Origin of the sequence: Pseudoalteromonas sp. SG43-5, from assembly GCF_014164345.1 — a bacterium.
Classification (GTDB): Bacteria; Pseudomonadota; Gammaproteobacteria; order Enterobacterales; family Alteromonadaceae; genus Pseudoalteromonas; species Pseudoalteromonas distincta.
The window spans coordinates 281,476-304,505 of the sequence record NZ_JACJFA010000001.1; the positions used below are offsets into that span (position 1 = coordinate 281,476).

Below are 23,030 nucleotides of genomic sequence, written 5' to 3' on the forward strand. Positions count from 1 at the left end.
CCTTCCATTTTAGTCTTTTTGAGGTGTTTATGGCGTTTCTATCTCGTTCGATATTGGCGTTTTCCATAGCGCTCTCAAGCACTAGTGTCTTTGCTCAAGCCCAATGCGATGTTGAATTACGTCATGGTTTAATTATTACTGACGATGCAATTCGCATATTAGATAAAGGCCAAACTCGTGTCCAAATTAATAACAATAACCAACTGTTTATTCGCGGTTATTGGGTTGATTTAAGTGATGACGAAAGCAAAGTACTCGAACAGTTTAGTAATGGTATTCGCCACACAGTCCCCGAATTAGTAAACCTTGCTACCGATGGTGTTAACTTAGGTTTAAGCGCTATTGAACACGTAGTTGAAGGTATGTCAGACAAAGAACCTGAAGTACTTAAAACACAATTGCAGTATGTAGAGCGCGCGCTAATGGATAAGTTTAAGCGCGGAGATGACTTCTTTTTTATAGCTCCTCAATCACTTTCGCAAATAGATGATTTTTTCACTAAAGAGATCAGCCAGCAAATTCACTCTGCTGTTCATGGATCGTTAGGTGCTATTTTGGTATCACTTGGAGATGCGTTTAAATCGCGTGAAGGTAATATAGAAGATCGCATTAACGACATGGGGCAACGCATGGATATTATCTCAAGAGAAATTGATAAGTCGCTACAAAAAAAGGCGCATCAATTAGAGCTTAAGGCTTCTGAGTATTGCGAATGTTTAAATGCACTCGATGTAACCGAGTCTCGCTTACAGGCAATAGTACCTGGTATGGCCGATTACGATTTAGTGCAAATAAAATCTTAGAGTACGTATTCGTTTTTAGAATAAAATAACACCGAGTATAAATATACTCGGTGTTTTGCTTTGTAATTGATTAAATGATTGATTTAAACTAAGCGCTTCTACTTTTTATTCTAAATTGGTGAGCCCGGCGGGATTGGCAGCACTTTAAAGTTGTTTGGCCATTTCCCTTTAATTAAAAACTGATTTACTTGCTCAGCTAAATATTGCTTAAACGCACTCTCGCCAGTACTTGTATGGCTCAGCATTGAGTTTTGGTTAAAGTCTTCACTCAACTTAACTAAGTAGTAACGTAGCTGCGCCTGTACTTCAGGGCTTGCACTATCGCTTGCTACTAAATCAGCCATGGCTTTTGCAGTTAAAAATTGCACGCGCTGAGTTATTTTACCTGTCATCGTATTAGGTGATGACGCGTTAAACACTTGGCCATATAGCTCCTCAAGTAACTCATCTAAACTATAAAAGTCATTACTACGTGCTTGCTGCTGCGCTAGGCGGTTTAAACGCTGTGCATTTAATAAAAGCGACAAGCTGTGCTGCACTGCAACCTCGGGTAATGCCATTGCATCGAGCGTTAACCCTGTGCGCCCCACTATGCTCTCGCGCGACTTAGACTCGCCATACGCTTTTGGCGGAATTAGCGATAGTACCGATTCAGGAAGTAATAAGTTACTTGGCTTAAGCGTTGCAAAAATGGCGTTTACCGCTTCTTGCTGTGTTTTTTTATTAACGACTTGTGCGCCTTTTACGGGTGAATCACCACGTGTTTCGTATTCGTAATCAACACCGGCTATAAGTTTCACTGCAGCCTCAACCTGAAAACGGTGAAACAGATAAAGCGGAACTAATTTTTCCTCTAATTGCGATAATGAATCGCCCGTTTTAATATTATTAATACCAAACTGCGAAAGCGCTTTTTTACGTACGTCGAGTACTCGTAAAAGCTCCTGAGAAGGATTAGTGCCGTTATCCCATAGATGGGCTGTTGGATGTGCGCCACCTTTAGCACGAGCGTCGCTATCTGATATAAACTCAAGGCCTTTAGTTTTGTTCTCCTTTAAAATAGCAGCAAGTTCTGCGCTTTCATCTTGGTTAGTAAAATCGCTATAGCCATATTTAATTACCTGGGTATCCCACACGCCCATGCCTGTTGCATAGCCGCGCGTTACATCAAGCTTACCTTGTTCATTAAAACTAAGTAGCGGATGTGGGTAATCCATTACAGAAGCTCTATCACCTACCGATGCCGCAAAGTTATGAGCAATACCTAACGTGTGGCCAATTTCATGCGCGCTTAATTGGCGAATGCGATCAAGCGCCATTGCTTGCAAGTTTTTAGCAACTTCATTGCCTTTTAAATAAGGAGCAGCGAGTGCTTCAGCTATTAAAATATCTTGGCGAACACGCAATGAGCCAAGTGTTACATGCCCTTTAAGTATTTCACCTGTACGCGGGTCAATTACAGAACTACCGTATGACCAACCACGCGTTGCACGGTGTACCCATTGAATGACGTTGTAACGAATATCCATAGGGTCGGCGCTACTTGGCAGCACTTTTACTATAAATGCATTTTTATATCCTGCAGCAGTGAATGCGTCGTTCCACCATTTCCCACCTTCAAGCAAAGCGCTTTTAACGGGCTCTGGAACGCCAGGATCAAGGTAATAAACAATTGGTTTAACAGGTTCACTAATAGGTAAACTTGAGTCCTTTTTAGTTAGACGATGACGCGGTATATCACGCACATACATAGACTCACCAAGCGGCGCTGCGTAATCTTTATGTTCTATACTCCAAAAACCTGATTGCGGATTAAACTTACGAGGCGTGTAGTTATCATCTGGTAATTGAATAAGTGAATGATGCATATGAACAGTAAGCGCATAAGGGTCGGCACTTACTTGGCGAACAAATTCACCTGGTTTTGTGCCCTTAAATGTAAGTACGGCTTCAAGCTCAGTGTTTTTTACAAATGCTTTTGAGCGATTCATATAAACGGCGCTACGTGATTCATCAAGGCTAAAGTTGCCTTGCTTACGTGCAGCAAGTGTGCGGCTTACGCCATGTGCATCACTTAATAAATAAGGCGTATAATCAATAAGTGCTGTGGCTTTATCCTCTGCAACCACTTTAAAACCAGCAAGTATACTTGATGCAAACGCTTCTTTAATACTTTGCTGTTCAGCCTTGTTACTTGTATTAGCACGATAGTAAGTATTTACAGCCCGCAGCATTACTTTGTCGCCAAAACGCTCAAACTGCACAAGGTGAGTATTACCAAGCTGACCTCTATCAAGGCCTATATCGTTAGAGCCAATACCGTAAGGTAAACTTTGTTGCAGTAAAAATTGCTGTTCAAACTTATCTACTTTTAAATAAACTTTGCCGTTTTGGGTATCGTAAAAAAACGAATAGTAGCCCGGAAAATGATTCATTTGCTTAGTAAATTCATCAATTGACTTAATTGCTGCGTGCGCTTGAGTTATGATAGTGCACAGCACAGTAAAGAATATGTAACTTAGTAGTGGTATTTTTTTCATAATCTTATCTTTGTTGTTTGTGTTTTAAGTACGATTAGGTGGTCCCATTATAGGGTGCTATTTAAACAATACAGTTATTTAAGACGAATTTCAGCGCACTAAGCTAATCTCTCTCACATTATGATTGGTTTTAACACGTTACCAGGAAAATAAAATGCGTAGACTCCCTCCAGTATTACTAGAAGACGGTTGCCCAAGAGAACTTTTATCATTAATTCGAACAATTTTAGCGGCATGTAAAGAAATTTCGTTTCGCGTTGGCCAAGGCGCGCTTTCTGGCGTATTAGGCTCAACCCTTGATGAAAACATTCAAGGTGAAACTCAAAAAAAGCTCGATGTATTATCTAATCAGCTGTTAAAAGATATTTTACTGGAATCAGGTACGGTTAAAGCAATCGCCTCTGAAGAAGAAGACTACACAGTAGCAGGTAACCCAGACGCTAAATTTATAGTGGCATTTGATCCACTCGATGGCTCGTCAAATACGGATATTAACTCACTTGTGGGTACTATCTTTTCTATTATGGAAGCGCCTGAAGGCTCTGACGCTGCTGATCAAAGCATATTTATGCAGCCCGGCCATAAGCAAGTTGCTGCAGGTTACGTACTTTACGGGCCATCAACAATGCTTGCGCTGACTACAGGTAAAGGCACGCGCATGTTTACTCTTGATAAAACACAAGGCAGCTTTTTACTTACACAAGATTTTGCCGAAATCCCTGCTGATACAAACGAATTTGCCATTAATACGTCTAACCAACGCCATTGGCAGCCAGCTATGCAAAACTATATCAATGATTTGCTAGCAGGCGATACAGGCCCGCGCGCTAAAAACTTTAATATGCGCTGGATTGCAGCAATGGTGGGCGATGTACATCGCGTGCTTAGCCGTGGCGGTTTATTTACTTACCCTACCGACACCAAAGATCCTAAAAAGCCAAATAAATTACGCCTACTTTATGAAGCAAACCCAATGGCTATGTTAGTAGAGCAAGCTGGCGGTATCGCATCAACCGGTACCGAGCGTATTATGGATATTCAGCCTGATGCAATCCACCAGCGAGTAGCCGTTATTTTAGGTTCTAAAAACGAAGTAGAAACGTGCTTGGGATATCATAAATAATCGCTTAAAACGGTTGTCCTCAATTTAAAAAACCGCATTCAATTGAAGTGCGGTTTTTTTTAGGTGAGGTTTTACACCTCGCTTTTTAAACAAATCAAACTTTTACTAACGCAACTATTTGAGCAAGCTTTTGATGATTAAGCTCTCCCATTTGCTCGCTATTACTGAGCGCATAAATAAAACCTTCATGCTCAGTACAATCAATGTCATCTCGCGATTCAATTACGTTTGCCCAAAGCTCCAAATCATCTAAGTCTATTTCGTTACTTAAACAGCGTTTAAGCACATCAATTAAAACCTCGGTTGAGAGAGTATAGTGAGCTTTATTGCTATCAGCAGGGCTTGAAACGATAACCGATATAGCTTCGTCCCTTTGCTCTCCAAATGTAATAAATTCAGCTAATGCTTTTTGTGTATTCATAATATTTGTTATTCTTGGCTCACTGTTACTAAAAAGAATTATAATGACTCAACTTAACTGCACTCAGTGCCACAGTACTCTAACGTGTAATGTAGACGATATATCAGCGTGTTGGTGCAATGAGCTGCCGGCTATTTTACCGCTTGATATCACAGCAACAAGTTGTTTATGCCGCAAGTGCACGCTTAATAAAATAAATACTTTTTTAGAGGGTGTTTATACACAACCTATTAAAACCCAAATAGACTTTGCAAAGCAATATAGAGGTAACGACAATTTAATTGAAGGGCTCGACTACACCATGCAAAGTGGTTACATGGTATTTAGTAAGTGGTTCTTTTTAAAGCGTGGTTCGTGCTGCAAAAATGGTTGTAAAAACTGCCCTTATGGTTTTAAAAAGTAAAAGCTATTTAATACAACTACGAGCAAACATTGATTTTTATCTTCTCATTTTCTTCTCTTTCACTTCTCCTTGTGAGTAATATTTTTAAATGCAATTATTCACAAAGAGGTTTAGAGGCGCTGCGCTTTTAGAGTAAGTGATTGTATAAAAATAGTATTCAAATACGAGTAAGCACTGGTTTTTACCTTCTCATTTTCTTCTCTTTCACTTCTCCTTGTGAGTAATATTTTTAAATACTGTTATTCACAAAGAGGTTTAGAGGCGCTGCGGCTTTAACGTGAGCAAGCTCTAAACCCACAACACATCTACTTTTCTCCTGTGGCGATGGGTAATGAATCACTTGCACCCCACTCACTCCACGAACCATCATAAACGCTTAAATTACTGTAACCACATTCAGTAGCAAATAACGCTAAAGCACACGCTGTAATACCTGAGCCACAGCTAAACTGTAACTGCCGCGCATCATCAACCACGTCACTAAATATCGCTTTAATTTCGGCAAGTGGTTTGGCTTCACCTTTATTAAGTAAATCCATAAAAGGCAACGAGCGACTATTTGGGATATGCCCGCTACGCATGCCTTTTCGGGGTTCACTTTCTTCGCCTGTAAAACGCTTATAAGCACGTGCATCTAGCAATACAATGCTGGGCTCATCAATTGCGTCAACCACTTGTTGGCTATTGATAAAATACTCAGAATTATAGCTTGCCGTAAAATCACTTTTACCTAACGATTTGCTATAACCTTGCTGTGTGGCGTAACCGCTCTCTAACCACTTTTTAAGGCCACCACTGAGTACTTTTACGTTGTGATGCCCCATAGCTTTAAACATCCACCACGCCCTTGCTGCGCTAAATAAACCGCCATCTTCGTATACAACTATAAACGAATCGTTATTTACTCCTGCATTTTGCATCACGTGGGTAAACTGCTGCTCGCTGCATACCGTACTTGGTAAGGGATTTGATCTATCGGCCAACTCGTTTTTTATGTCAAAACGTTTAGCGTTGGGCAGCATTGCTTGTGGCGAATAAGTACCCAAAACACCTGGGCGCAGCATACCTGCATCAAATATCACTAATGCAGGATTATTAATTTGCTCGTGTAATTGCTGACAGCTAATTAGGTTTTTCACTACGATTCCTTATCACCATGATATTTAGCAAACTCATCATTACCCGTAAAACGCGCTTCAATCGCTTTAATGTGTTTATCTTCAGTGTGTTTCCAAACGCCAGGAATACAATATACATGTTCAATAAAGCTAAAAAACTTATCCTTTAATAATGTATTTGGTTGCCAGCCCTGCATTACTTCGTTCAGATTTGCTGCAAGCTGCTCGGCAGTGCTCGCATGCTTTACCAAGCCCTCAATGTTGTAACAGGCTTGTCCAAGAGTTAAAACTCGTTTATTTAGCAGTAATGCTTCTAAGCCGACCGTTGAATTAATCGTTAATACGGCTTCTGCGCACTTAATCAAATCACTCGTTTGATTTCCATTAGCAAAAATTGCAATCGGATCTTTTTCATAAAGATGAGCGTAATGTTTATGCCACGACGGATGCTCTTTAAAAACCACTTTTAAACTTGGATCATTTAAGCTTTTGACGGCTTTAATCACCTCGTCGTAAAACATGTCCATAGAGTTTATCCACGGAGAAAAGCTAGCTAATTGAGTATCGTGAGGTACTTGAAAAGGCGCAAATATATAGCGTTCTGGCACATCGGCGCACTCAAATTCACAGCGCTTTTTATGATCAGCTCTTGGAATTAAATCCGGCGCAGAAAAGTTTAACTTATTTTGTGGGTCAAAATTTAGGTAAAAAGAAGGGTCACGGCTTAACGACGCATTATAGTTAATACCATTAGGGTCTAAACTGCTTGTACCGGGTAGTAAACCATTTTCATAATAAAACTGCTTTACACCTAATGCTTTTGCAGCCATAGCAACGGTTGTATTTGGAAGTTTATTGCCATTCCAAATAACAATGCAGTCAGGATTAGTCTCGGTTAATAAGGCTAAATACTTAGCGTATCGTAATCGTTCAAATAAAACTAACCCAGCACTGTAAACAGCAGCAATAATAGGACTATTCCAGATAGCATTACGTGCTCTTTTGCGTTTTAGCTGAGAGTTAACTACATCAGTAAAATTAACTTGAAACGCATCTTTTAAATACTTAACAGCAGAAAGCTTAGGCGCTCCCATGATGTGTAATTGGCAATTCATCGACAATTTTTTGATTATTTTTTTATAGTATTTTGCGTGTACATTTTTGCGAGAAATAAATAGATAAGCCATACAAGCTATATTTGCCAATTGTTGTTTTTATGAAATAATTCTATGTGGACAATGACATCAAAGCAAGGTTCCCTTTACTTAATAATTACTTTGAAAGCTTTATAGTTACATTTTTATAATTTCATCACGAAGTGGCGCCATTCTAGAAAGAATATCGTTTTGTAAGCTATGGCTAACATCTTGCTCATTCATTGCATTTATAAGCAAATCAACAACATGATTAAAATCTTTCTCTGTAATATGCATACCAGTATGAATTGCCACCATAGAGTCGCCATCGTATGTACACGGGCCCTCTACTAACATGCACATATGATTAATAAATCCTTGGCGGAAATGCGCTATATTACTGTGTTCAAAGTAATGAATTATCTGCTCGTCATTGCCTATTTGATAGATAAAGCTATCAACAATTCTGCCTATCCCAGCTTTACCATCCAGCTTTTGATAAAGTGAGAGCTTAGTAGAATTTGCACACCCACTAAGCAACCCTAAACAAATCAAAAAAATACCAACGCTTTTCATTACCAATACCCTGTTACCGATAAATACCAACCTGTTTGATCGTCAGCCCCTGCAATGCTTCCTAAATCAAGGTAAGCCGCAGTCACACTCACATGCTTGTTAGGCATCCACGCTACAAATAAGTCTTTCCAATCTTGTTCGCCTAAGTTTAAGTTATTTGATTTTTGACGATACTCAACACCTACGGCTATTTCGCGACTAAAAAATAGTGCTGTGCTGCCTTCAAATAATACTTTTCCGCTAGTATTTTCTCCACCGTAACCAAGTAGACCAAGTTGATTAGCTTCACTGTATCGTGTAGTTACGTTCCAAAACCAGTTATAGCCAGCAATAGCCCCTAAATGTAATTTACTAGCAGCGAGGTAGTAGTCAGTACCGCTAGTCTCTTCTGCGCCTACAAGTGTTGCTATACTGCCATCATCTAGTGATTTATGCTGAATCCCTAAGCTAAGCTGTGGCCAATCACTGTAAACAATATCGCCGTACAAACGTATTTTAGCACCTGTAATTGATTGCTCTATTTCAGCATCAAGTGCTGGTACATCAAAGCGCTGTTGGGCATAACTAAGCTCAACACGATTAAATAAATTAAGTTGTGCACCACATACGTCAAGTGTGTAGTCGGTTACATCTGCGCGACTACAAAAGCCATTTACCGAAAATTCATCATCACTTGCGTACCCAGCAAGTTGTGCCCACGGTACAATCCCCCCGCCGCCACTGCCTTCAATTTGAGAAACTCCCGGCGTAGCTAGCAGTTTTCCATTGCTTGCAATGCTCGGCACACTAACTATTAAAAACAAACTTGCTAATAAGTATTTAATTTTTTGCATAGTATTCCTCCAGCCATTCTTCTAATAGTTCTGCTTTTAAAGGCCTACTTAAGTAATAGCCTTGTGCATGGTCGCACTGCATGCCTCTAAGTAAATTTAATGAGCCAAGCGTTTCAACCCCTTCAGCTACAACCGAGAAACCTAGCTGATGTCCCAACGTAATTGATGATTGCACTATAAATTGATCTTTTTGCGATTCATCAAGTTTTAGGATAAAGCACTTATCTAGCTTAAGCTCATCAATAGGCAGCATTTTTAATCTACCAAGTGATGTTTGCCCTACACCATAATCATCTAATGATATTTTAACGCCAATTGCCTTTAGGTTTTCGAGCGCTTTAATACCTTTTTCTTCGTTTTCGATCATATCGCGCTCAGTAAGCTCAATAGTGATCAGCTTAGAATCTAATTTGTACTTTTTAAGCGTGCGAACTAATGCAGCGTGAAAGCCCGGAAATGCTATGTCTTGCGCAGATACATTTATTGCAGCCTGTAAGTTTATATTTTTAGACTGCCAATCAGCTACTTGTGCTACAACCGTATTAACAACCCACCCAGTAAGTTCAACAATAAGCCCCGACTGCTCAGCTAAGTCAATAAACAGTTCAGGATTGACCCAGCTACCATCTTTTCGCTGCCAGCGAATAAGCGACTCAACTTTATCTATTTTTTGCGATTTCAAATGTAATTTTGGCTGATAAGTCATAAACAATTGACCATCGTCATCACTAATAGCCTGCTTTAATTCATCAAGCATTATTAAGCGTTCTAAGTGCGCTTCGTCTTCGCCATTTTGATAGTAATGTATGCTCTCTTGTGTGTTTGCAGCACTTTCAACTGCAATTAGCACACGGCGCATTAAGTCATCACTTGCAATACCTTGTGTAGGATACTGCACAATGCCTGCACTAAAGCGTAAATTAATTTTTAGTTTTTGAATGGTGTAGCACGCTTGTAATTGTGCCATTAAGCCGACAATACCGCTTTTGTGTTCACGCGCTGCCGCAGTCGGAAACACAGTTAAAAACTCATCGCCGCCAATACGGGCATGAAAGCCCCCTAACTCATCCGAAAACTCACTTATTCTGCAAGCAACCGCCTTTAGGCAGTCATCACCAATGCGCGGACCGAGCTTATCGTTTATATGGCGAAGACCTTTGATGTCTATTGCAACGAGCGTGTACTCGGCTGATGAATCTAACTCATCATCAAGCACCTCAAGCATGGCTGAGCGGTTATAAAAGCCTGTTAGGGAGTCGTGTCTGGCTTGAAAGCTAATTTGTTGCTCGCGCTGATTAATATCATTACCCATGCTATCAAACGCTGCGACTAGCGTGTCTATTTCGGTACTTTGCCTTTGGCCTTTAAATTCAAATGCATAATTACCTTGTGCAAATTGCCTTGCTATTACAGCTAGTTGAGTAAGTGGCGTAGTTAAATTATTTGCAAATATGCTGCTTGTAATAACACCTACAAACATAGTTAAAATAGCTAAAATAATAAGTGTAAAAAGCAGTTTTTCGAAATCACTATAACTTTGTGTTAAATCGGCACTCAGTAAAATAATTATGGGATGGGTCAACAACGATGGTAAGTCTATTTCTCGGTTACGAAACACTAAATACTCACCAAAAAACCGCGATGTGGTTACGGTACTAAAATAGCTAACAGGTTCAAATTGCTCAGGACGATTAGCTAATGAGCTAATAACAATATCGTCAGCACTGCCTATAAAACTTACATCCATGCCTGTTAAGCTTTTTAGTTCATGGGCTACATTGTCGTCAATTTTAAAGCCCACCAAACTATAGGCTACTGTACGTGGCGCTTTTACAGGTAATAAAATAATTTGATACAGCTCGTTATTAAGCACCACAAAACTAGACTCTTCTGGCGCACTTAAAAGCTCTTCCATCAAGGGCTTTAAGTTGTGTGCAAAAACGTCTTCGTCAGTATTGGCGGAAATTAGCTTACCCGATAAATCAAGTAACAACATTAATTCGGCATCAATACGCTGACTGTGATTAAACAACACGCTGCTGATTGTACCTGCATCTCGCGTTGCTACAGCTTGCTTAAAACCAAAATCGGAGGTGAGTACTTTTGCAGCGGTTAACAGTAGGCTTTCTTTTGACTTTAAATATTGCTTATAAACATTTTGCGCTACGGTAATATCTTGATTTACTTTTTCTTCTTGAAATTTACTCGTAGACCACCAAAAACTAAACAAGCTGACCATAGTGGTTAATAACACTAAGCCAACACATAAAATGGTTATGCGATTTCGTAAACTATTAGTCATTACCAGCCTTAAACTTACTACCAAAGGTATTTCTGGGTGCTGGAGTTGATGTGTTTACTGTTATCTGTAACTGTTTTTGAGAATTAATTGTTATCATTTTTTTATTCTCCAATGGTGCTGTTTGTAATGGATGCCACACACTCACTTGTGCAGGCAGTGTATTAATAGGCAAATTTACATAGCCTTTTTTATCTGTTTTATATACGAATTCGCTGTTAGCTACATAAATATAGCCAACCATAGAGTCATGTATATTACACCCCAAAACAACAACCCCTTGTTGCTCAAACGTAATGGGCTCTTTTGGTTGGCCTGAATATAATCTTAGTTGAAAAGGCTTAGCTTGTGAAAAAGAATAAACATGATGGCGAATATTATCGCTGTTAGGAAAGTTAACTTTTTGACCCTGTTGTACAACTAATAATTCGGGTAAAAACTGCTTATGGACTTGATCCATTATAGCAATGGGCAAATTTGATGGTGTGGCTTGTTTACCAGCAATATTAAGCTCAACCACAGCACCTGATAACTTTTGGCCGTGTTGATCTTCTATTACTAATTCAACATTTGCACTTAAAGCAAACTGACTAAAAAACAAACCTATAGCTAAAAAGTAATGACTTTTAGCAAACTTTTGCAATGCCCGTTCAAACATAACAATACCTAAACATTAATATTAGGTTAAGTTAATTAGAGACGAGCACTAATTGCAAGAATTATAGCCCAGTAACTAAAAATAAAGATTTAGTTACTGGCTTTATTAGCACTTAAGTGCTGTTATTTAACAATTAATCCGTAATCGTTATCTAAAATAGTAATAACTTCTTGGCGAGGATCTTCAGGGATCACGATATCTCTGCCAACAATTTTACTCGCTATGCCAACATAGGTATTTGACACTTCAAGCATTACTGATTCTGGTAAAATATAATCTTTAGCTAACTGCTCACGCTCACTCATGCGATCTTTATTTAATAATACGTCGCTCTCTGGCACGTTATTAATCAGTAATTGACGAAAGCCTTCTTTAGAATTTTCAACAATTTTACCGTCTTTGTAAGCGGCTTCATCCCAAATACGTGACGAATCAGGCGTGCCTACTTCATCAATATATATAAGCTGTTGCGCGCCATTTAAACCCTCTACATAACCAAACTCAAATTTTGTATCTACAAAAATTTGGTTAAGCTTCGCTAGTTCATCACTAATTAATTTAAAACCTTCAACTAACAGTTTTTCGTATTTGGTTACATCATCTGCCGATTTAAAGTTAAATACATCTAAGTTATTAGTAATATTAGCGCGAGTAATATTTACATCATCAACAGGCGGAATATCAGCAACGCCTTCAATAATACCTTTTGTTGACGGCGTAATTAACACGTCATCAAGCTTTTGGTTCGCTTTTAAACCCTCTGGTAATTCAATACCACAAAAGTTACGTATGCCTTTAGCGTAATCGCGCCACATGCTACCCGTAATATATTGGCGAGCAATTGCCTCTACCTTTACTGTACTGGCTTTACGTACAATCCACACATACGGATGCGGAATATCTACAATATGATTGCCCGCAAGACCCGCTTTATCAAATAACTTAAACCAATGGGCTGCCACTGAGTTTAGCGCTATACCTTTACCTGGTACGCCATTTAAACCGTTTTCGCCCTGCCAAATGCAATCAAATGCAGAAATTCGGTCTGAAATAACCATAATAGCAAGCTCAGTACCTGTCGGTACTTGGTAGCCTTTATCTTTAATTAATCGTGCGCTGTCTTCATCAGTTAACCAATAAACTGAACGAACTTTACCGCTGTGTACTTCACCTTTGGTACGAATGGGTAAATCATCGTTTACGTCTAAAACTTTATAGCTAGTCATGCTATCTCCGGGGTTAGGGATGCTCTTTGAGCAAAGTATGGTATGGGGTTATATGGGCTGTATAATAATCTAGCCAACCTCAAAGCTCAATCGGATGCTTAAAACAAATAAAGGCATATATTTATAAGCGAGTCGCAATGGGGTAAACTTAATGTGCTAACCAGCCTGAGGAGATAGCTTGAACTACTTAACTGCCACTAAAAATAAAAAATACTTAATGTATATTTCTCAGAATTATTCATACGCTATCTTGAGACCTATTCAGGCTGCAGTACTAGCTAATGGTGGCGAAGTGCGCTGGTTTTTACAAGGCACAGACGTAAACCCAAGCTTTTTACAAAGCCACGAGAAACAACTTAATTCGATTGAAGAGATTCACGAATGGTCTCCCGATGCTACCTTCGCTCCAGCTAATTTAATACCTACATTTTTTCCAGGAATAAAAGTAGCCGTTTTTCATGGCTTTGATGCCCACAAAAGAGATACAGATGGAGAAAAAGGTCACTTTGCGATTAGAGGGTGTTTCGATTTATATTGTACGCAAGGGCCTAATACAACAAAGCGGTTTGCAAAATCGGCGCAAAAACATGGTCATTTCAAGGTAGCTCAAACAGGCTGGCCTACCCTAGATCCATTATTTAGCAAAACAACTGATAACCCTTACAAAAGTGACGATCCCCGACCTACATTATTAATATGTTCTACTTTCTCACATAGACTAACACTTGCGCCTAGACTCTATGAAAAAATTAAAAGCTTTGGTACACAAGGAAAGTGGAGGATATTAGTTCAATTTCATCCAAAGATGCAAACAGAGTGGGTTACTAAATATAAAGCGTTAAGTAATCAAAATTTAACTTTTGTGGAAACTGATAATGTACTCCCATTACTCCAAGTCGCTGATGTAATGCTTTGTGATACCTCATCGGTTATGCAAATGTTTTTAGTACAACACAAACCCGTTGTAACCTTTTGCACAAGACAGCCCTTCCCTCACCTTCTTGATGTTACTCAGGCCGATGAAGTAGAAGCGACCATTGAACATGCGCTTACTAAACCTAGCGATTTAATGCAAAATATTGAAAGCTATTGCCAAGAACTTCATCCGTATACCGATGGTCAATCTAGCCAGCGCGTATTAAATGCAGCTAATGAATTTTTGCAAAGTAACGAAAAACTAAAGCCAAAACCACTTAATGTAATAAGAAACTTTAAAATGCGTAAAAAGCTTAATTATTGGAAATGGTAAAATAAAGTAATGATCAACCTAAAAAACGTAACTTTTAAGTGGCATAAAAGCGATAGCTCACCCACGCTCAACATAAAAGAGTTAGTTATCGAAAAAGGTGAGCATATTTTTTTACACGGTCCTAGTGGCTCAGGTAAATCGACCTTATTAGCGATTCTTGCTGGCATTAATACAGCCACCAGCGGTGAGGTATCAATTTTAGACCAAAACCTAACTACATTAAGCAATACCACCCGTGATGTTTTTAGAGCGGATCACATTGGCTACATTTTTCAAAACTTTAACCTGCTTCCTTATTTAACTCCTATTGAAAATATAACGCTTGGGTGTGAGTTTTCAAAAAGCCGAAAACAAAAAATATTAAAGAAATCATCAAATAAAAACTCTGCCTTACAAAAAGAAGCGATACGGTTATTAAATGCTTTAGGCCTTACTGCCCAGTATCACCATAAAGATGTAGCGACACTGAGTATTGGACAGCAACAGCGCGTTGCTGCCGCTCGCGCATTTATAGGCAGCCCTGAACTAATAATTGCTGATGAGCCCACATCTGCACTCGATACAAATAACCGTGAGAGCTTTATAAAGCTACTGTTTGAACAAGCAAAGTTATCTAATAGTACGCTGGTGTTTGTGAGCCACGATGAAACACTAAAGCCTTTATTTAACCGCTCCATTGATCTTATAAATTTGCAGGAGCAGGTATGATCATCGCTAAACTTGCTTACAAAAGCTTATTAAATCGCCGCGCAAGTGTACTGCTTACATTATTCACTATCGCAATTAGTGTAATGCTACTTTTAAGTATTGAGCGTGTACGAATTGATGCTAAAAGTAGTTTTAGTAATACTATTTCGGGCACTGATTTAATCGTCGGTGCGCGTACCGGCGATATACAGTTGCTGCTTTCGTCCGTATTTAGAATTGGCCATACTAATAACGGCGTAAGTTGGAAAAGTTACGAATACATAACAAGTCAGCGAGGCGTAAAATGGAGTATACCTATAAGCCTAGGCGACAGCCATAAAGGCCAAGCGGTACTAGGCACAACACTTGATTACTTTAGCCATTATCGCTTTGCGAAAAAACAAAATTTAACCTTTAACAAAGGCCACCCTTTTGCTGCAATTAACGAAGTGGTGCTAGGTAGTGAAGTTGCAAATAAATTAGGTTACAAACTTAACGACTCTATTGTTATATCGCACGGTATGGGGAACACCAGTTTTCATCATCATGACGATAACCCATTTAAAGTCGTTGGTATTTTAAACCCTACAGGCACGCCTGTTGATAAAACGCTGCATATTCCTTTGGCTGCAATCGATTTAATTCACGGCGGTAAAGCGAGCCATGAGCATGAGCATGGGCATGGGCATGGGCATGGGCATGGCGAACATAACAACCTAGTTGGGCACCCAAAACAAATCACAGCTTTTTTAATGGGATTCAAATCGCCTTTATACACACTACAAATTAGACGCAATATAAATCAATATAAGCCAGAAGCCTTGCTTGGGATTATGCCAACCGTAACACTTAAAGAGTTATGGGAAATGCTCGCCATAGTAGAAAAAATACTTTTGCTATTCTCAGCTGTTGTCGTGTTAGTAAGCCTACTTGGCATGTTAACGACATTGCTTGCAAATTTAAGTCAGCGACGTCGCGAACTTGCTATATTGCGCTCAGTAGGCGCTCGCCCTTGGCATTTATTTACACTTATAAGTATTGAGTCATTACTGACAACTTTACTTGGTTGCCTAGTGGGTAGTGCGCTTTACTATTTAGTTATTTTTTCAGCCAGCGGTTACTTACAAAGCCATGCCGGTATAAGCGTAAATCTCACAATGCTCTCTTACTATGAACTGGGCTTAATCGGGGTTATTATGGCCGCAGGTTTTGTTATTGGCTTAATACCCGCTACTCGCGCTTATTTTTATTCACTCAGCGATGGCATGAGTATAAAAGCATAATTTTTAGGTATTTTATGACATTTTTTAAAACAGCTTTTCAATACATTGCTGCTATTAGCTTATTATTTATAAGCGTAGCGAGCTATGCTAATCCACCAAAAGAAATTTTTTGGGAAGACTTAATTCCCAAAGGTCATATGCAAATAGACACTCAAGCACAAGCTAATCACGAAGGCAGCGATCAAAACTGGGTGCAACCCGATTTAGATGCTCCAGTGGTAAAAGCGCTTGATGGTCAATCGGTAAGTTTGCCAGGTTTTGTTGTGCCACTTGAGGGCGATAGCGAAGTCATTACTGAGTTTTTACTCGTGCCTTATTTTGGCGCCTGTATACACGTACCACCACCACCGCCAAATCAAATAGTCCATGTAACGATTAAAGGTGGTGTGCCTATAGATAGTCTGTACGACGCAATCGTTGTAACCGGAATAATAAGCACAGAAACATGGTCGGGCGAAATCGCGCAGGTAGGATATAAAATGAAGGCAGTCGGTGTAGCACCGTTCGAGCTTTAAAATAAAGGGCCCGCTTTTAAAGCTGGCCCTTAAATCTCATTAAATTTAGAGTCAGTAAAATTCAAATAACTACTTTTGGCAATTTGAGCAAAAAATAGTACTGCGTTGCCCTAATCTAATTTCTTCTAATTCGTTTTCGCACGTCATACATGGCTTACCTTTGCGCCCATATACTAATAACTCTTGGGCAAAATACCCAGGCTTACCATCACTTTGTGCAAAGTCTTTAAGCGTTGTACCACCTTGTGTAATAGCCGCCGCAAGCGTGTCTTTTATAATAGGGATAAGTGCTTGATAACGTTTGAGCGATACTTTTCCCGCTTCTCGCTTTGGATGTATACCCGCTTTAAATAACGATTCATTCGCGTAAATATTACCAACACCAACCACCACTGCGTTATCCATAATAAATTGCTTTACGGGTACTTTTTTATTGCGCGATTGTTCGTACACGCGTTTAGCAAAAAAATCATCGGTAAGCGGCTCAGGACCAAGCTTAGAGAGTAGCTTATGCACTTCACCGGGCTCTTGCCATAAGCAACAACCAAAACGACGAGGATCGTTTAAGCGCAGCGCTTTACCGTTGCCAAAAATAAACTCTACATGGTCATGCTTTTTAAGCGGCTCACTTTTATCTACTACACGCAAATTACCTGACATACCCAAATGTAAAATAGTGCTCCCAAGCTCACAATGTAAAAGTAAATATTTAGCTCGTCGCTCAATACTTGTAACAATTAGCCCTTCAAGTTGATACACATCATCGGGCACTGGCCAGCGCATACTGGCATTGTAAATATTTACCTTTGTAACAACTTGGTTTTGTACGTGGGGAGTGATACCCATTCGGCTCACTTCTACCTCTGGTAATTCAGGCATTAATTAGACTCACTTTGTGAAAAATCAAAACTAGGGAATAACTGCTGAGCAGTTTTTAAATCGAGTGCGAGTATTCGCTGGCTTCTCTTTTCGAGTAAATAATATTGTCCATCGCCTTTGTAGAGCAAATAAACCCACGGCATACTTTCGCCAGCCAACTCAAATGTAGCAACGTATAAAGGTGCATTAGGATTAAAAACAACAGACTCATTAACCCCCATTAGCGCCGCGCTTTGCCATTGGTTAACTAAATCACTAAGCTGCTGCTCAGAAGCTTTCCACACGAGCGGTATATCTTTTTGTAGTGGTGTTGTACGCCAACTTGTTCCTATTCGCTCAATTTTTTGATCAACAAATTGCAGTGTAAGTACAAAACTTTGCTGGGGGAGTACAGCTTGTAACGCTGGTTTATCCTCCCCTCCTAAAAATTGCTTATGCCAGCCATTTAAAAAGAAGATCATAATCAACATCGAAAATATTATAACGTTGTTCCAACCTTTACGGCCCAGTCGCATATAAATACACCTAATAAATTCAAGATTTTAAAGTGTAACTAAAACTTAATTGCGCTGTCTATATGTTAAAGGCCGCAGACTTTGTTAGAATATCGGCAAATTTAAAGGAGTTCCGTCAATGTCTATGTATGTAGTGGGCCATAAAATCCCAGATTCAGATTCTATTTGTGGTGCAATTGCACTGGCTTATTTAAAAAACCAAATTGATGAGCCAGCAATTCCAACTCGTCTTGGTGAAGTTTCACCTGAAACTCAATTTATCCTTGATAGATTTGGTTTTGAAGCACCAGAGCTTAAGTTAAGCTACGCTGGTGAAGATGTGTATATTGTAGATCACACAGAAAAAACACAAGCACCTGATGATATCGACCAAGCTCGCGTTGTTGGTGTGGTAGATCACCATAAATTAGGTGACTTAACATCATCGACTCCGCTTGAATGTTGGATTCGTCCTGTTGGTTGTTCAAACACCATTATTAAAATGATGTATGACTTCTACAACGTAGAAATCCCTAAAGACATCGCTGGTATCATGATGTGTGCAATTTTAAGCGACACAGTTATATTTAAATCGCCAACATGTACCACAGCCGATATTAAATGTGTTGAAGCGCTAGCTGAAATTGCAGGCATCGAAGACTTTAAAGAACTTGGTATGGATATGTTCCGCGTTAAATCTGCGGTAGAAGACACACCAGCACGTGATTTAGTAATGCGTGACTTTAAAGATTTCAACATGAACGGTAACCTAGTAGGCATTGGCCAGCTAGAAGTAATCGACCTTGCTGTTTTTGACGATATTAAAGCAGACCTTGCAGCCGATATTGCTAAGCTAAAAGTTGAGGGCAACCGCCACTCTGTATTTTTACTGCTTACCGATATAATGAAAGAAGGCTCAGAAATGCTAATTGTATCTGACGATGCAAACTTAGTTGAGCAGGCTTACGGTGTAAAACCAGAGAATGATAAAGTATGGTTAGATGGTGTACTGAGCCGTAAAAAGCAAGTAGTACCACCACTACAAGATGCATTCACAAAAATCTAATGATACCAATTTTATTAAAAACATGATTATTTTATCGCATTAAATAAATCACTAATTTAATGCTATTGGTATAACGTTTTTTGATTTAAAAGCCTTGTTGGTTATGCCAACGAGGTTTTTTATGTCAATTTGCTAATCATAGTTTAAAAACAAAAAACCCAGCCTAAGCTGGGTTTTTAAATTCTAAAAGAAGAACTAAAATTACTTAATTTTAGCTTCTTTAAAAAGAACATGTTTACGAATCTTTGGATCAAACTTTTTGATTTCCATCTTCTCAGGCATGTTACGTTTGTTTTTGTCAGTAGTGTAGAAAAAACCAGTACCGGCAGTTGAAACTAAACGGATTTTATCGCGCATGATTCAGATCCTTAAACTTTAACGCCGCGAGCACGGATTTCTGTAAGAACCGTGTCGATGCCTTTTTTATCGATAATACGCATACCTTTAGTAGTAGTGCGTAATGTTACAAAACGTTTTTCACTTTCAACCCAAAAACGGTGTGTTTGTAGGTTAGGTAGGAAACGACGTCTAGTCGCGTTTCTCGCGTGTGAACGGTGATTACCAACCGCTGGACGCTTACCTGTAACTTGACATACTTTAGACATGTCTATATATCTCCAATAACTTCGCTCGAGCTTAATTTAATCTAAGGCCGTGTATTTCCGCCCTAGAGATAAATCGAAGGGCGCTCTTTATACAGCTTTTACAGGCAAAGATCAAACACTGATCTATCCAATCAGCTCATATATGTAAATTTGATAGCGGCTAATTATAAAGATCGAATGCCCTTAGGGAAAGTAAAAACTGCATTTAAATTAAACTAATTTGCCAAAACACGTTAAACAGCTCATTTTTAACACACTTATGTGTCTAACAAAGCTAAATCAGGCCTCGCTCGGCAAACGAAACACAGGTTTCTCCACCAACAATGATGTGATCGAGCACACTTATGTCGACCAATTGCAGTGCTTGCTGCAATTTATTAGTAATAAGTTTGTCTGCTTGGCTCGGTTCTGCAATACCACTTGGGTGATTATGCGCAAAAATAACAGCGGCTGCATTATTTTTAAGGGCAGCCTTTACCACTTCACGTGGATAAACACTGGCAGAATTAATTGTGCCATAAAAAAGTATTTCGTCTTTTACTAATCTATTTTGGCTATCTAGGTATAACACCATAAATACTTCTTGTTGCAAGCCTCGCATTTGAATTGTTAGATAGTCATAAACTGAGTTTGGCGAATTAAACACTGCATCTCGTTGGCAACGCTCCTGCATATAACGTTGGCTTAGCTCTAATACAGCTTGTAGCTGCACATACTTAGCGGTCCCTAACCCCTTTTGAGAGCAAAACTCCTCAATACTGGCATTAAACAAATTATGTAGGGTTTTATTTTCATTTAATAGATGCTGAGCCAACTCAATTACATTCATTCCTGGTAACCCTGTTCGTAAAAATATGGCAAGGAGCTCAGCATCAGTAAGCGCTTTAGCTCCTTTGGAGATGAGTTTTTCACGAGGTCGAAGTGAGTTTGGAAGTGAAGTAAGTTGCATTGTTCATCCTTGAGAGGCGAAAGTGTCTTATAAATGTAATGCAAATTTAAAATTTAGCCTGTTATTTCGAATTAAAAAACTTCGCTGTACGGGTAAAGATTTGTTATTTTAAGCCCAATATTTAATAAAAACTGATGAACATTCATGACTAACTTAACAAACAAAAAAATTGTACTAGGTATTACCGGCGGTATTGCAGCTTATAAATGCGCAGAACTCGTTAGGCGATTAAAAGACGCTGGTTGTGAAGTAAAAGTAGTTATGACTGAATCAGCTAAACACTTTATTACACCACTGACCATGCAAGCCGTTAGTGGAGAAACAGTCTCTGACTCATTACTAGACCCTTCTGCTGAAGCTTCAATGGGGCATATTGAATTTGCAAAATGGGCTGACTTAATTTTAGTTGCCCCAGCTACCTGCAATATTATTGCAAAAATGGCAGCCGGCATTGCTGACGACCTACTAACAACGTTACTGCTAGCAACACCAGCAAAAGTAGCTGTAGCACCAGCCATGAACCAGCAAATGTATGCACACGCAGCTACACAAGCAAATTTAGCCACATTAAAAGCACGTAACGTACTTATTTGGGGCCCAGGTAAAGGTGAACAAGCCTGTGGCGATATCGGCGCTGGGCGCATGTTAGAGCCACATGAGCTAGTTGCACTATGTACAGCAAAAGAGCAACCGCAATTACTTGCAGGAAAAACAATTACAATAACGGCAGGCCCAACGCGTGAGCCTCTCGATCCGGTACGTTTTATATCAAATCACAGTTCTGGAAAAATGGGTTATGCACTGGCAGAAGCCGCTTTGCAATTCGGTGCTAAAGTTAATTTAATTTCGGGCCCTGTCACTATAAAAGCCCCTACTGGCGTAAACCTTATTAATATAGAAAGCGCTGAGGAGCTATTAACTGAGTCACTTACCTATGCATCACAATCTGATGCTTTTATAGGTTGCGCTGCTGTTGCGGATTATCGAGCTGCAAACATTGCGACTCAAAAAATGAAAAAGCAAGGCGACGAACTCACCCTTACTTTAACTAAAAACCCTGACGTAATTGCTGCTATTGCAAACCTTACACAAAACCGCCCTTATACGGTTGGATTTGCCGCCGAAACTCAAAATGTAGAAAGCTATGCTAAAGGTAAACTACAAAATAAAAATCTAGATATGATTTGCGCTAATGACGTATCAAAAAGTGGCTTAGGGTTTAATTCCGATCATAATGCTTTAACACTGTACTGGCACAATGAACAACTAGAATTACCAACAACAAGTAAAATAGAAATAGCTCGCAAGGTGATCGAACAGCTGGCTAAACATCTATAAAAAGGCTGGAAACAAACTGAATAAAACATTAACATACGCCAATCATTTGAACAAAAAATGACTAGGGTTCTTAACTGCGCCACTAAGAATAACTAATAAAAAGGAATGTTCATGCCTGCGACAAAAAGAAGTAATCGCAAAGAGCAAATACTGCAAGCACTCGCACAAATGTTAGAAACTAATTTAGGACAACGCATCACCACAGCAAAACTAGCTGCTGAGGTGGGTGTGTCTGAAGCCGCGCTATACCGTCATTTTCCGAGCAAGGCGCGTATGTTTGAGGGCTTAATTGAGTTTATTGAAGATACCCTTTTATCTCGTATAAATATTATTATTGAAAACGAAAAAGAAAGCCAAACGCGCATTTATAACATTCTATTATTACTTCTAACCTTTGCTGAAAAAAACCCAGGTATTACTCGTATTTTAACGGGCGATGCTCTGCAAGGTGAGCAAGAACGTTTACGCGAACGTGTACAAACCTTGTTTGAAAAACTAGAAACTCAGTTTAAACAAGTGCTTCGTGAGCGCAAATTACGTGAAGGTAAAAACTTTCAAAGTGATGAGCTTACACTTGCAAACTTTTTACTTGCCTACGTTGAAGGCAAAATGAATCAGTTTGTACGTAGCGACTTTAAAGCAAAACCTAGTGTTCAATTTGAAAAACAATGGCTTGAGCTACAAAAAATTTGGCTGTAATGTTTGCTAAATTAATAAATTGAATACTAAAAAACGACCTGCGGGTCGTTTTGTCGTATGTAGCTGCCATTTATCTGATCCGCTCGAATTATGAACCAAACTCGTTACAATGAAACAATGTCATAATACG

Annotated in this window: 24 protein-coding genes; 10 read left to right on the forward strand and 14 right to left on the reverse strand. The window is 39.3% G+C overall.

Features of this window, described 5'->3' with window-relative positions; all coding sequences use genetic code 11:
* The first annotated feature begins 29 nt into the window (after positions 1-29).
* Positions 30-803, forward strand: a complete 774-nt coding sequence (locus H5161_RS01290; protein ID WP_024605080.1) for a YggN family protein — start codon at positions 30-32, stop codon at positions 801-803.
* A gap of 110 nt (positions 804-913) precedes the next feature.
* Here the strand turns inward: H5161_RS01290 and H5161_RS01295 are convergent, their stop codons facing one another.
* Positions 914-3,343 (reverse strand): zinc-dependent metalloprotease, encoded by a 2,430-nt coding sequence (locus H5161_RS01295; RefSeq protein ID WP_182768534.1) that lies wholly within the window; start codon positions 3,341-3,343, stop codon positions 914-916.
* A gap of 154 nt (positions 3,344-3,497) precedes the next feature.
* Between H5161_RS01295 and H5161_RS01300 the strand changes: the two genes are divergently transcribed.
* On the forward strand, positions 3,498-4,466 hold the full coding sequence (locus tag H5161_RS01300) for a class 1 fructose-bisphosphatase (RefSeq protein WP_004335485.1): 969 nt from the start codon (positions 3,498-3,500) through the stop codon (positions 4,464-4,466).
* A 94-nt stretch (positions 4,467-4,560) separates the two neighbouring features.
* On the opposite strand, the gene H5161_RS01305 is transcribed toward H5161_RS01300, so the two are convergent.
* Positions 4,561-4,887, reverse strand: coding sequence for a hypothetical protein (locus H5161_RS01305; RefSeq protein ID WP_024596017.1), 327 nt, complete (start codon positions 4,885-4,887; stop codon positions 4,561-4,563).
* Positions 4,888-4,930: 43 nt separating this feature from the next.
* Here H5161_RS01305 and H5161_RS01310 point away from each other — a divergent pair, with 43 nt between their 5' ends.
* A complete protein-coding gene (locus tag H5161_RS01310; protein WP_024596018.1) occupies positions 4,931-5,290 on the forward strand; it encodes a DUF5522 domain-containing protein in 360 nt (119 codons plus the stop codon).
* 305 nt (positions 5,291-5,595) lie between these two features.
* On the opposite strand, the gene H5161_RS01315 is transcribed toward H5161_RS01310, so the two are convergent.
* The 7 genes from H5161_RS01315 to H5161_RS01345 form a co-directional block, all read right to left on the reverse strand.
* Positions 5,596-6,429, reverse strand: coding sequence for a sulfurtransferase (locus H5161_RS01315; RefSeq protein ID WP_182724346.1), 834 nt, complete (start codon positions 6,427-6,429; stop codon positions 5,596-5,598).
* Complete coding sequence (locus H5161_RS01320) at positions 6,429-7,523, reverse strand: capsular biosynthesis protein (RefSeq protein WP_259398663.1); 1,095 nt, start codon at positions 7,521-7,523, stop codon at positions 6,429-6,431. The genes H5161_RS01315 and H5161_RS01320 overlap by 1 nt, the downstream gene beginning before the upstream one ends.
* Positions 7,524-7,700: 177 nt before the next feature.
* Positions 7,701-8,120: a group 1 truncated hemoglobin gene (locus H5161_RS01325; protein WP_024597015.1), complete on the reverse strand. Its 420-nt coding sequence runs from the start codon at positions 8,118-8,120 to the stop codon at positions 7,701-7,703.
* Positions 8,120-8,953: a DUF3034 family protein gene (locus H5161_RS01330; protein WP_004335508.1), complete on the reverse strand. Its 834-nt coding sequence runs from the start codon at positions 8,951-8,953 to the stop codon at positions 8,120-8,122. The genes H5161_RS01325 and H5161_RS01330 overlap by 1 nt, the downstream gene beginning before the upstream one ends.
* Positions 8,940-11,255, reverse strand: coding sequence for an EAL domain-containing protein (locus H5161_RS01335; RefSeq protein WP_182712864.1), 2,316 nt, complete (start codon positions 11,253-11,255; stop codon positions 8,940-8,942). The genes H5161_RS01330 and H5161_RS01335 overlap by 14 nt, the downstream gene beginning before the upstream one ends.
* On the reverse strand, positions 11,248-11,910 hold the full coding sequence (locus H5161_RS01340; protein ID WP_182194018.1) for a methylamine utilization protein: 663 nt from the start codon (positions 11,908-11,910) through the stop codon (positions 11,248-11,250). Before H5161_RS01340 ends, H5161_RS01335 begins: the two co-directional genes overlap by 8 nt.
* A gap of 122 nt (positions 11,911-12,032) precedes the next feature.
* The gene (locus H5161_RS01345) at positions 12,033-13,136 is read right to left on the reverse strand and encodes a phosphoribosylaminoimidazolesuccinocarboxamide synthase (protein WP_182768536.1); all 1,104 of its coding nucleotides are present in this window, start codon (positions 13,134-13,136) and stop codon (positions 12,033-12,035) included.
* A gap of 178 nt (positions 13,137-13,314) precedes the next feature.
* Here H5161_RS01345 and H5161_RS01350 point away from each other — a divergent pair, with 178 nt between their 5' ends.
* The 4 genes from H5161_RS01350 to H5161_RS01365 are packed head-to-tail and all read left to right on the forward strand — an operon-like array spanning position 13,315 to position 16,870.
* Complete coding sequence (locus H5161_RS01350; protein WP_182768537.1) at positions 13,315-14,385, forward strand: CDP-glycerol glycerophosphotransferase family protein; 1,071 nt, start codon at positions 13,315-13,317, stop codon at positions 14,383-14,385.
* A 9-nt stretch (positions 14,386-14,394) separates the two neighbouring features.
* Positions 14,395-15,093: an ABC transporter ATP-binding protein gene (locus tag H5161_RS01355; protein WP_024597019.1), complete on the forward strand. Its 699-nt coding sequence runs from the start codon at positions 14,395-14,397 to the stop codon at positions 15,091-15,093.
* Positions 15,090-16,355 carry an ABC transporter permease gene (locus tag H5161_RS01360; RefSeq protein ID WP_182768538.1) on the forward strand — a complete coding sequence of 422 codons (1,266 nt, stop codon included), beginning with the start codon at positions 15,090-15,092 and terminating at the stop codon, positions 16,353-16,355. Before H5161_RS01355 ends, H5161_RS01360 begins: the two co-directional genes overlap by 4 nt.
* Before the next feature lie 14 nt (positions 16,356-16,369).
* Entirely contained in the window at positions 16,370-16,870 is a 501-nt protein-coding gene (locus H5161_RS01365; RefSeq protein ID WP_004335523.1) for a DUF3299 domain-containing protein, read from the forward strand.
* Between the two features lie 69 nt (positions 16,871-16,939).
* Here H5161_RS01365 and mutM read toward each other — a convergent pair whose 3' ends face one another.
* Both mutM and H5161_RS01375 read right to left on the reverse strand, forming a co-directional pair.
* Positions 16,940-17,749, reverse strand: a complete 810-nt coding sequence (gene mutM, locus H5161_RS01370; protein WP_004335526.1) for a bifunctional DNA-formamidopyrimidine glycosylase/DNA-(apurinic or apyrimidinic site) lyase — start codon at positions 17,747-17,749, stop codon at positions 16,940-16,942.
* Positions 17,749-18,264 carry a hypothetical protein gene (locus H5161_RS01375; protein ID WP_004335529.1) on the reverse strand — a complete coding sequence of 172 codons (516 nt, stop codon included), beginning with the start codon at positions 18,262-18,264 and terminating at the stop codon, positions 17,749-17,751. The genes mutM and H5161_RS01375 overlap by 1 nt, the downstream gene beginning before the upstream one ends.
* Positions 18,265-18,382: 118 nt before the next feature.
* Between H5161_RS01375 and H5161_RS01380 the strand changes: the two genes are divergently transcribed.
* Positions 18,383-19,309 (forward strand): manganese-dependent inorganic pyrophosphatase, encoded by a 927-nt coding sequence (locus H5161_RS01380; protein ID WP_004335532.1) that lies wholly within the window; start codon positions 18,383-18,385, stop codon positions 19,307-19,309.
* 201 nt (positions 19,310-19,510) lie between these two features.
* Here the strand turns inward: H5161_RS01380 and rpmG are convergent, their stop codons facing one another.
* The 3 genes from rpmG to radC form a co-directional block, all read right to left on the reverse strand.
* Positions 19,511-19,666, reverse strand: a complete 156-nt coding sequence (gene rpmG / locus H5161_RS01385; protein ID WP_004335545.1) for a 50S ribosomal protein L33 — start codon at positions 19,664-19,666, stop codon at positions 19,511-19,513.
* Between the two features lie 11 nt (positions 19,667-19,677).
* The gene (rpmB, locus tag H5161_RS01390) at positions 19,678-19,914 is read right to left on the reverse strand and encodes a 50S ribosomal protein L28 (protein ID WP_004335549.1); all 237 of its coding nucleotides are present in this window, start codon (positions 19,912-19,914) and stop codon (positions 19,678-19,680) included.
* A 274-nt stretch (positions 19,915-20,188) separates the two neighbouring features.
* Positions 20,189-20,863 (reverse strand): DNA repair protein RadC, encoded by a 675-nt coding sequence (gene radC / locus H5161_RS01395; RefSeq protein ID WP_024590645.1) that lies wholly within the window; start codon positions 20,861-20,863, stop codon positions 20,189-20,191.
* 144 nt (positions 20,864-21,007) lie between these two features.
* Here radC and coaBC point away from each other — a divergent pair, with 144 nt between their 5' ends.
* Positions 21,008-22,201 (forward strand): bifunctional phosphopantothenoylcysteine decarboxylase/phosphopantothenate--cysteine ligase CoaBC, encoded by a 1,194-nt coding sequence (gene coaBC, locus H5161_RS01400; RefSeq protein WP_182768539.1) that lies wholly within the window; start codon positions 21,008-21,010, stop codon positions 22,199-22,201.
* A gap of 111 nt (positions 22,202-22,312) precedes the next feature.
* The gene (slmA, locus tag H5161_RS01405) at positions 22,313-22,900 is read left to right on the forward strand and encodes a nucleoid occlusion factor SlmA (protein ID WP_004335558.1); all 588 of its coding nucleotides are present in this window, start codon (positions 22,313-22,315) and stop codon (positions 22,898-22,900) included.
* The last annotated feature ends 130 nt before the right edge of the window (positions 22,901-23,030 follow it).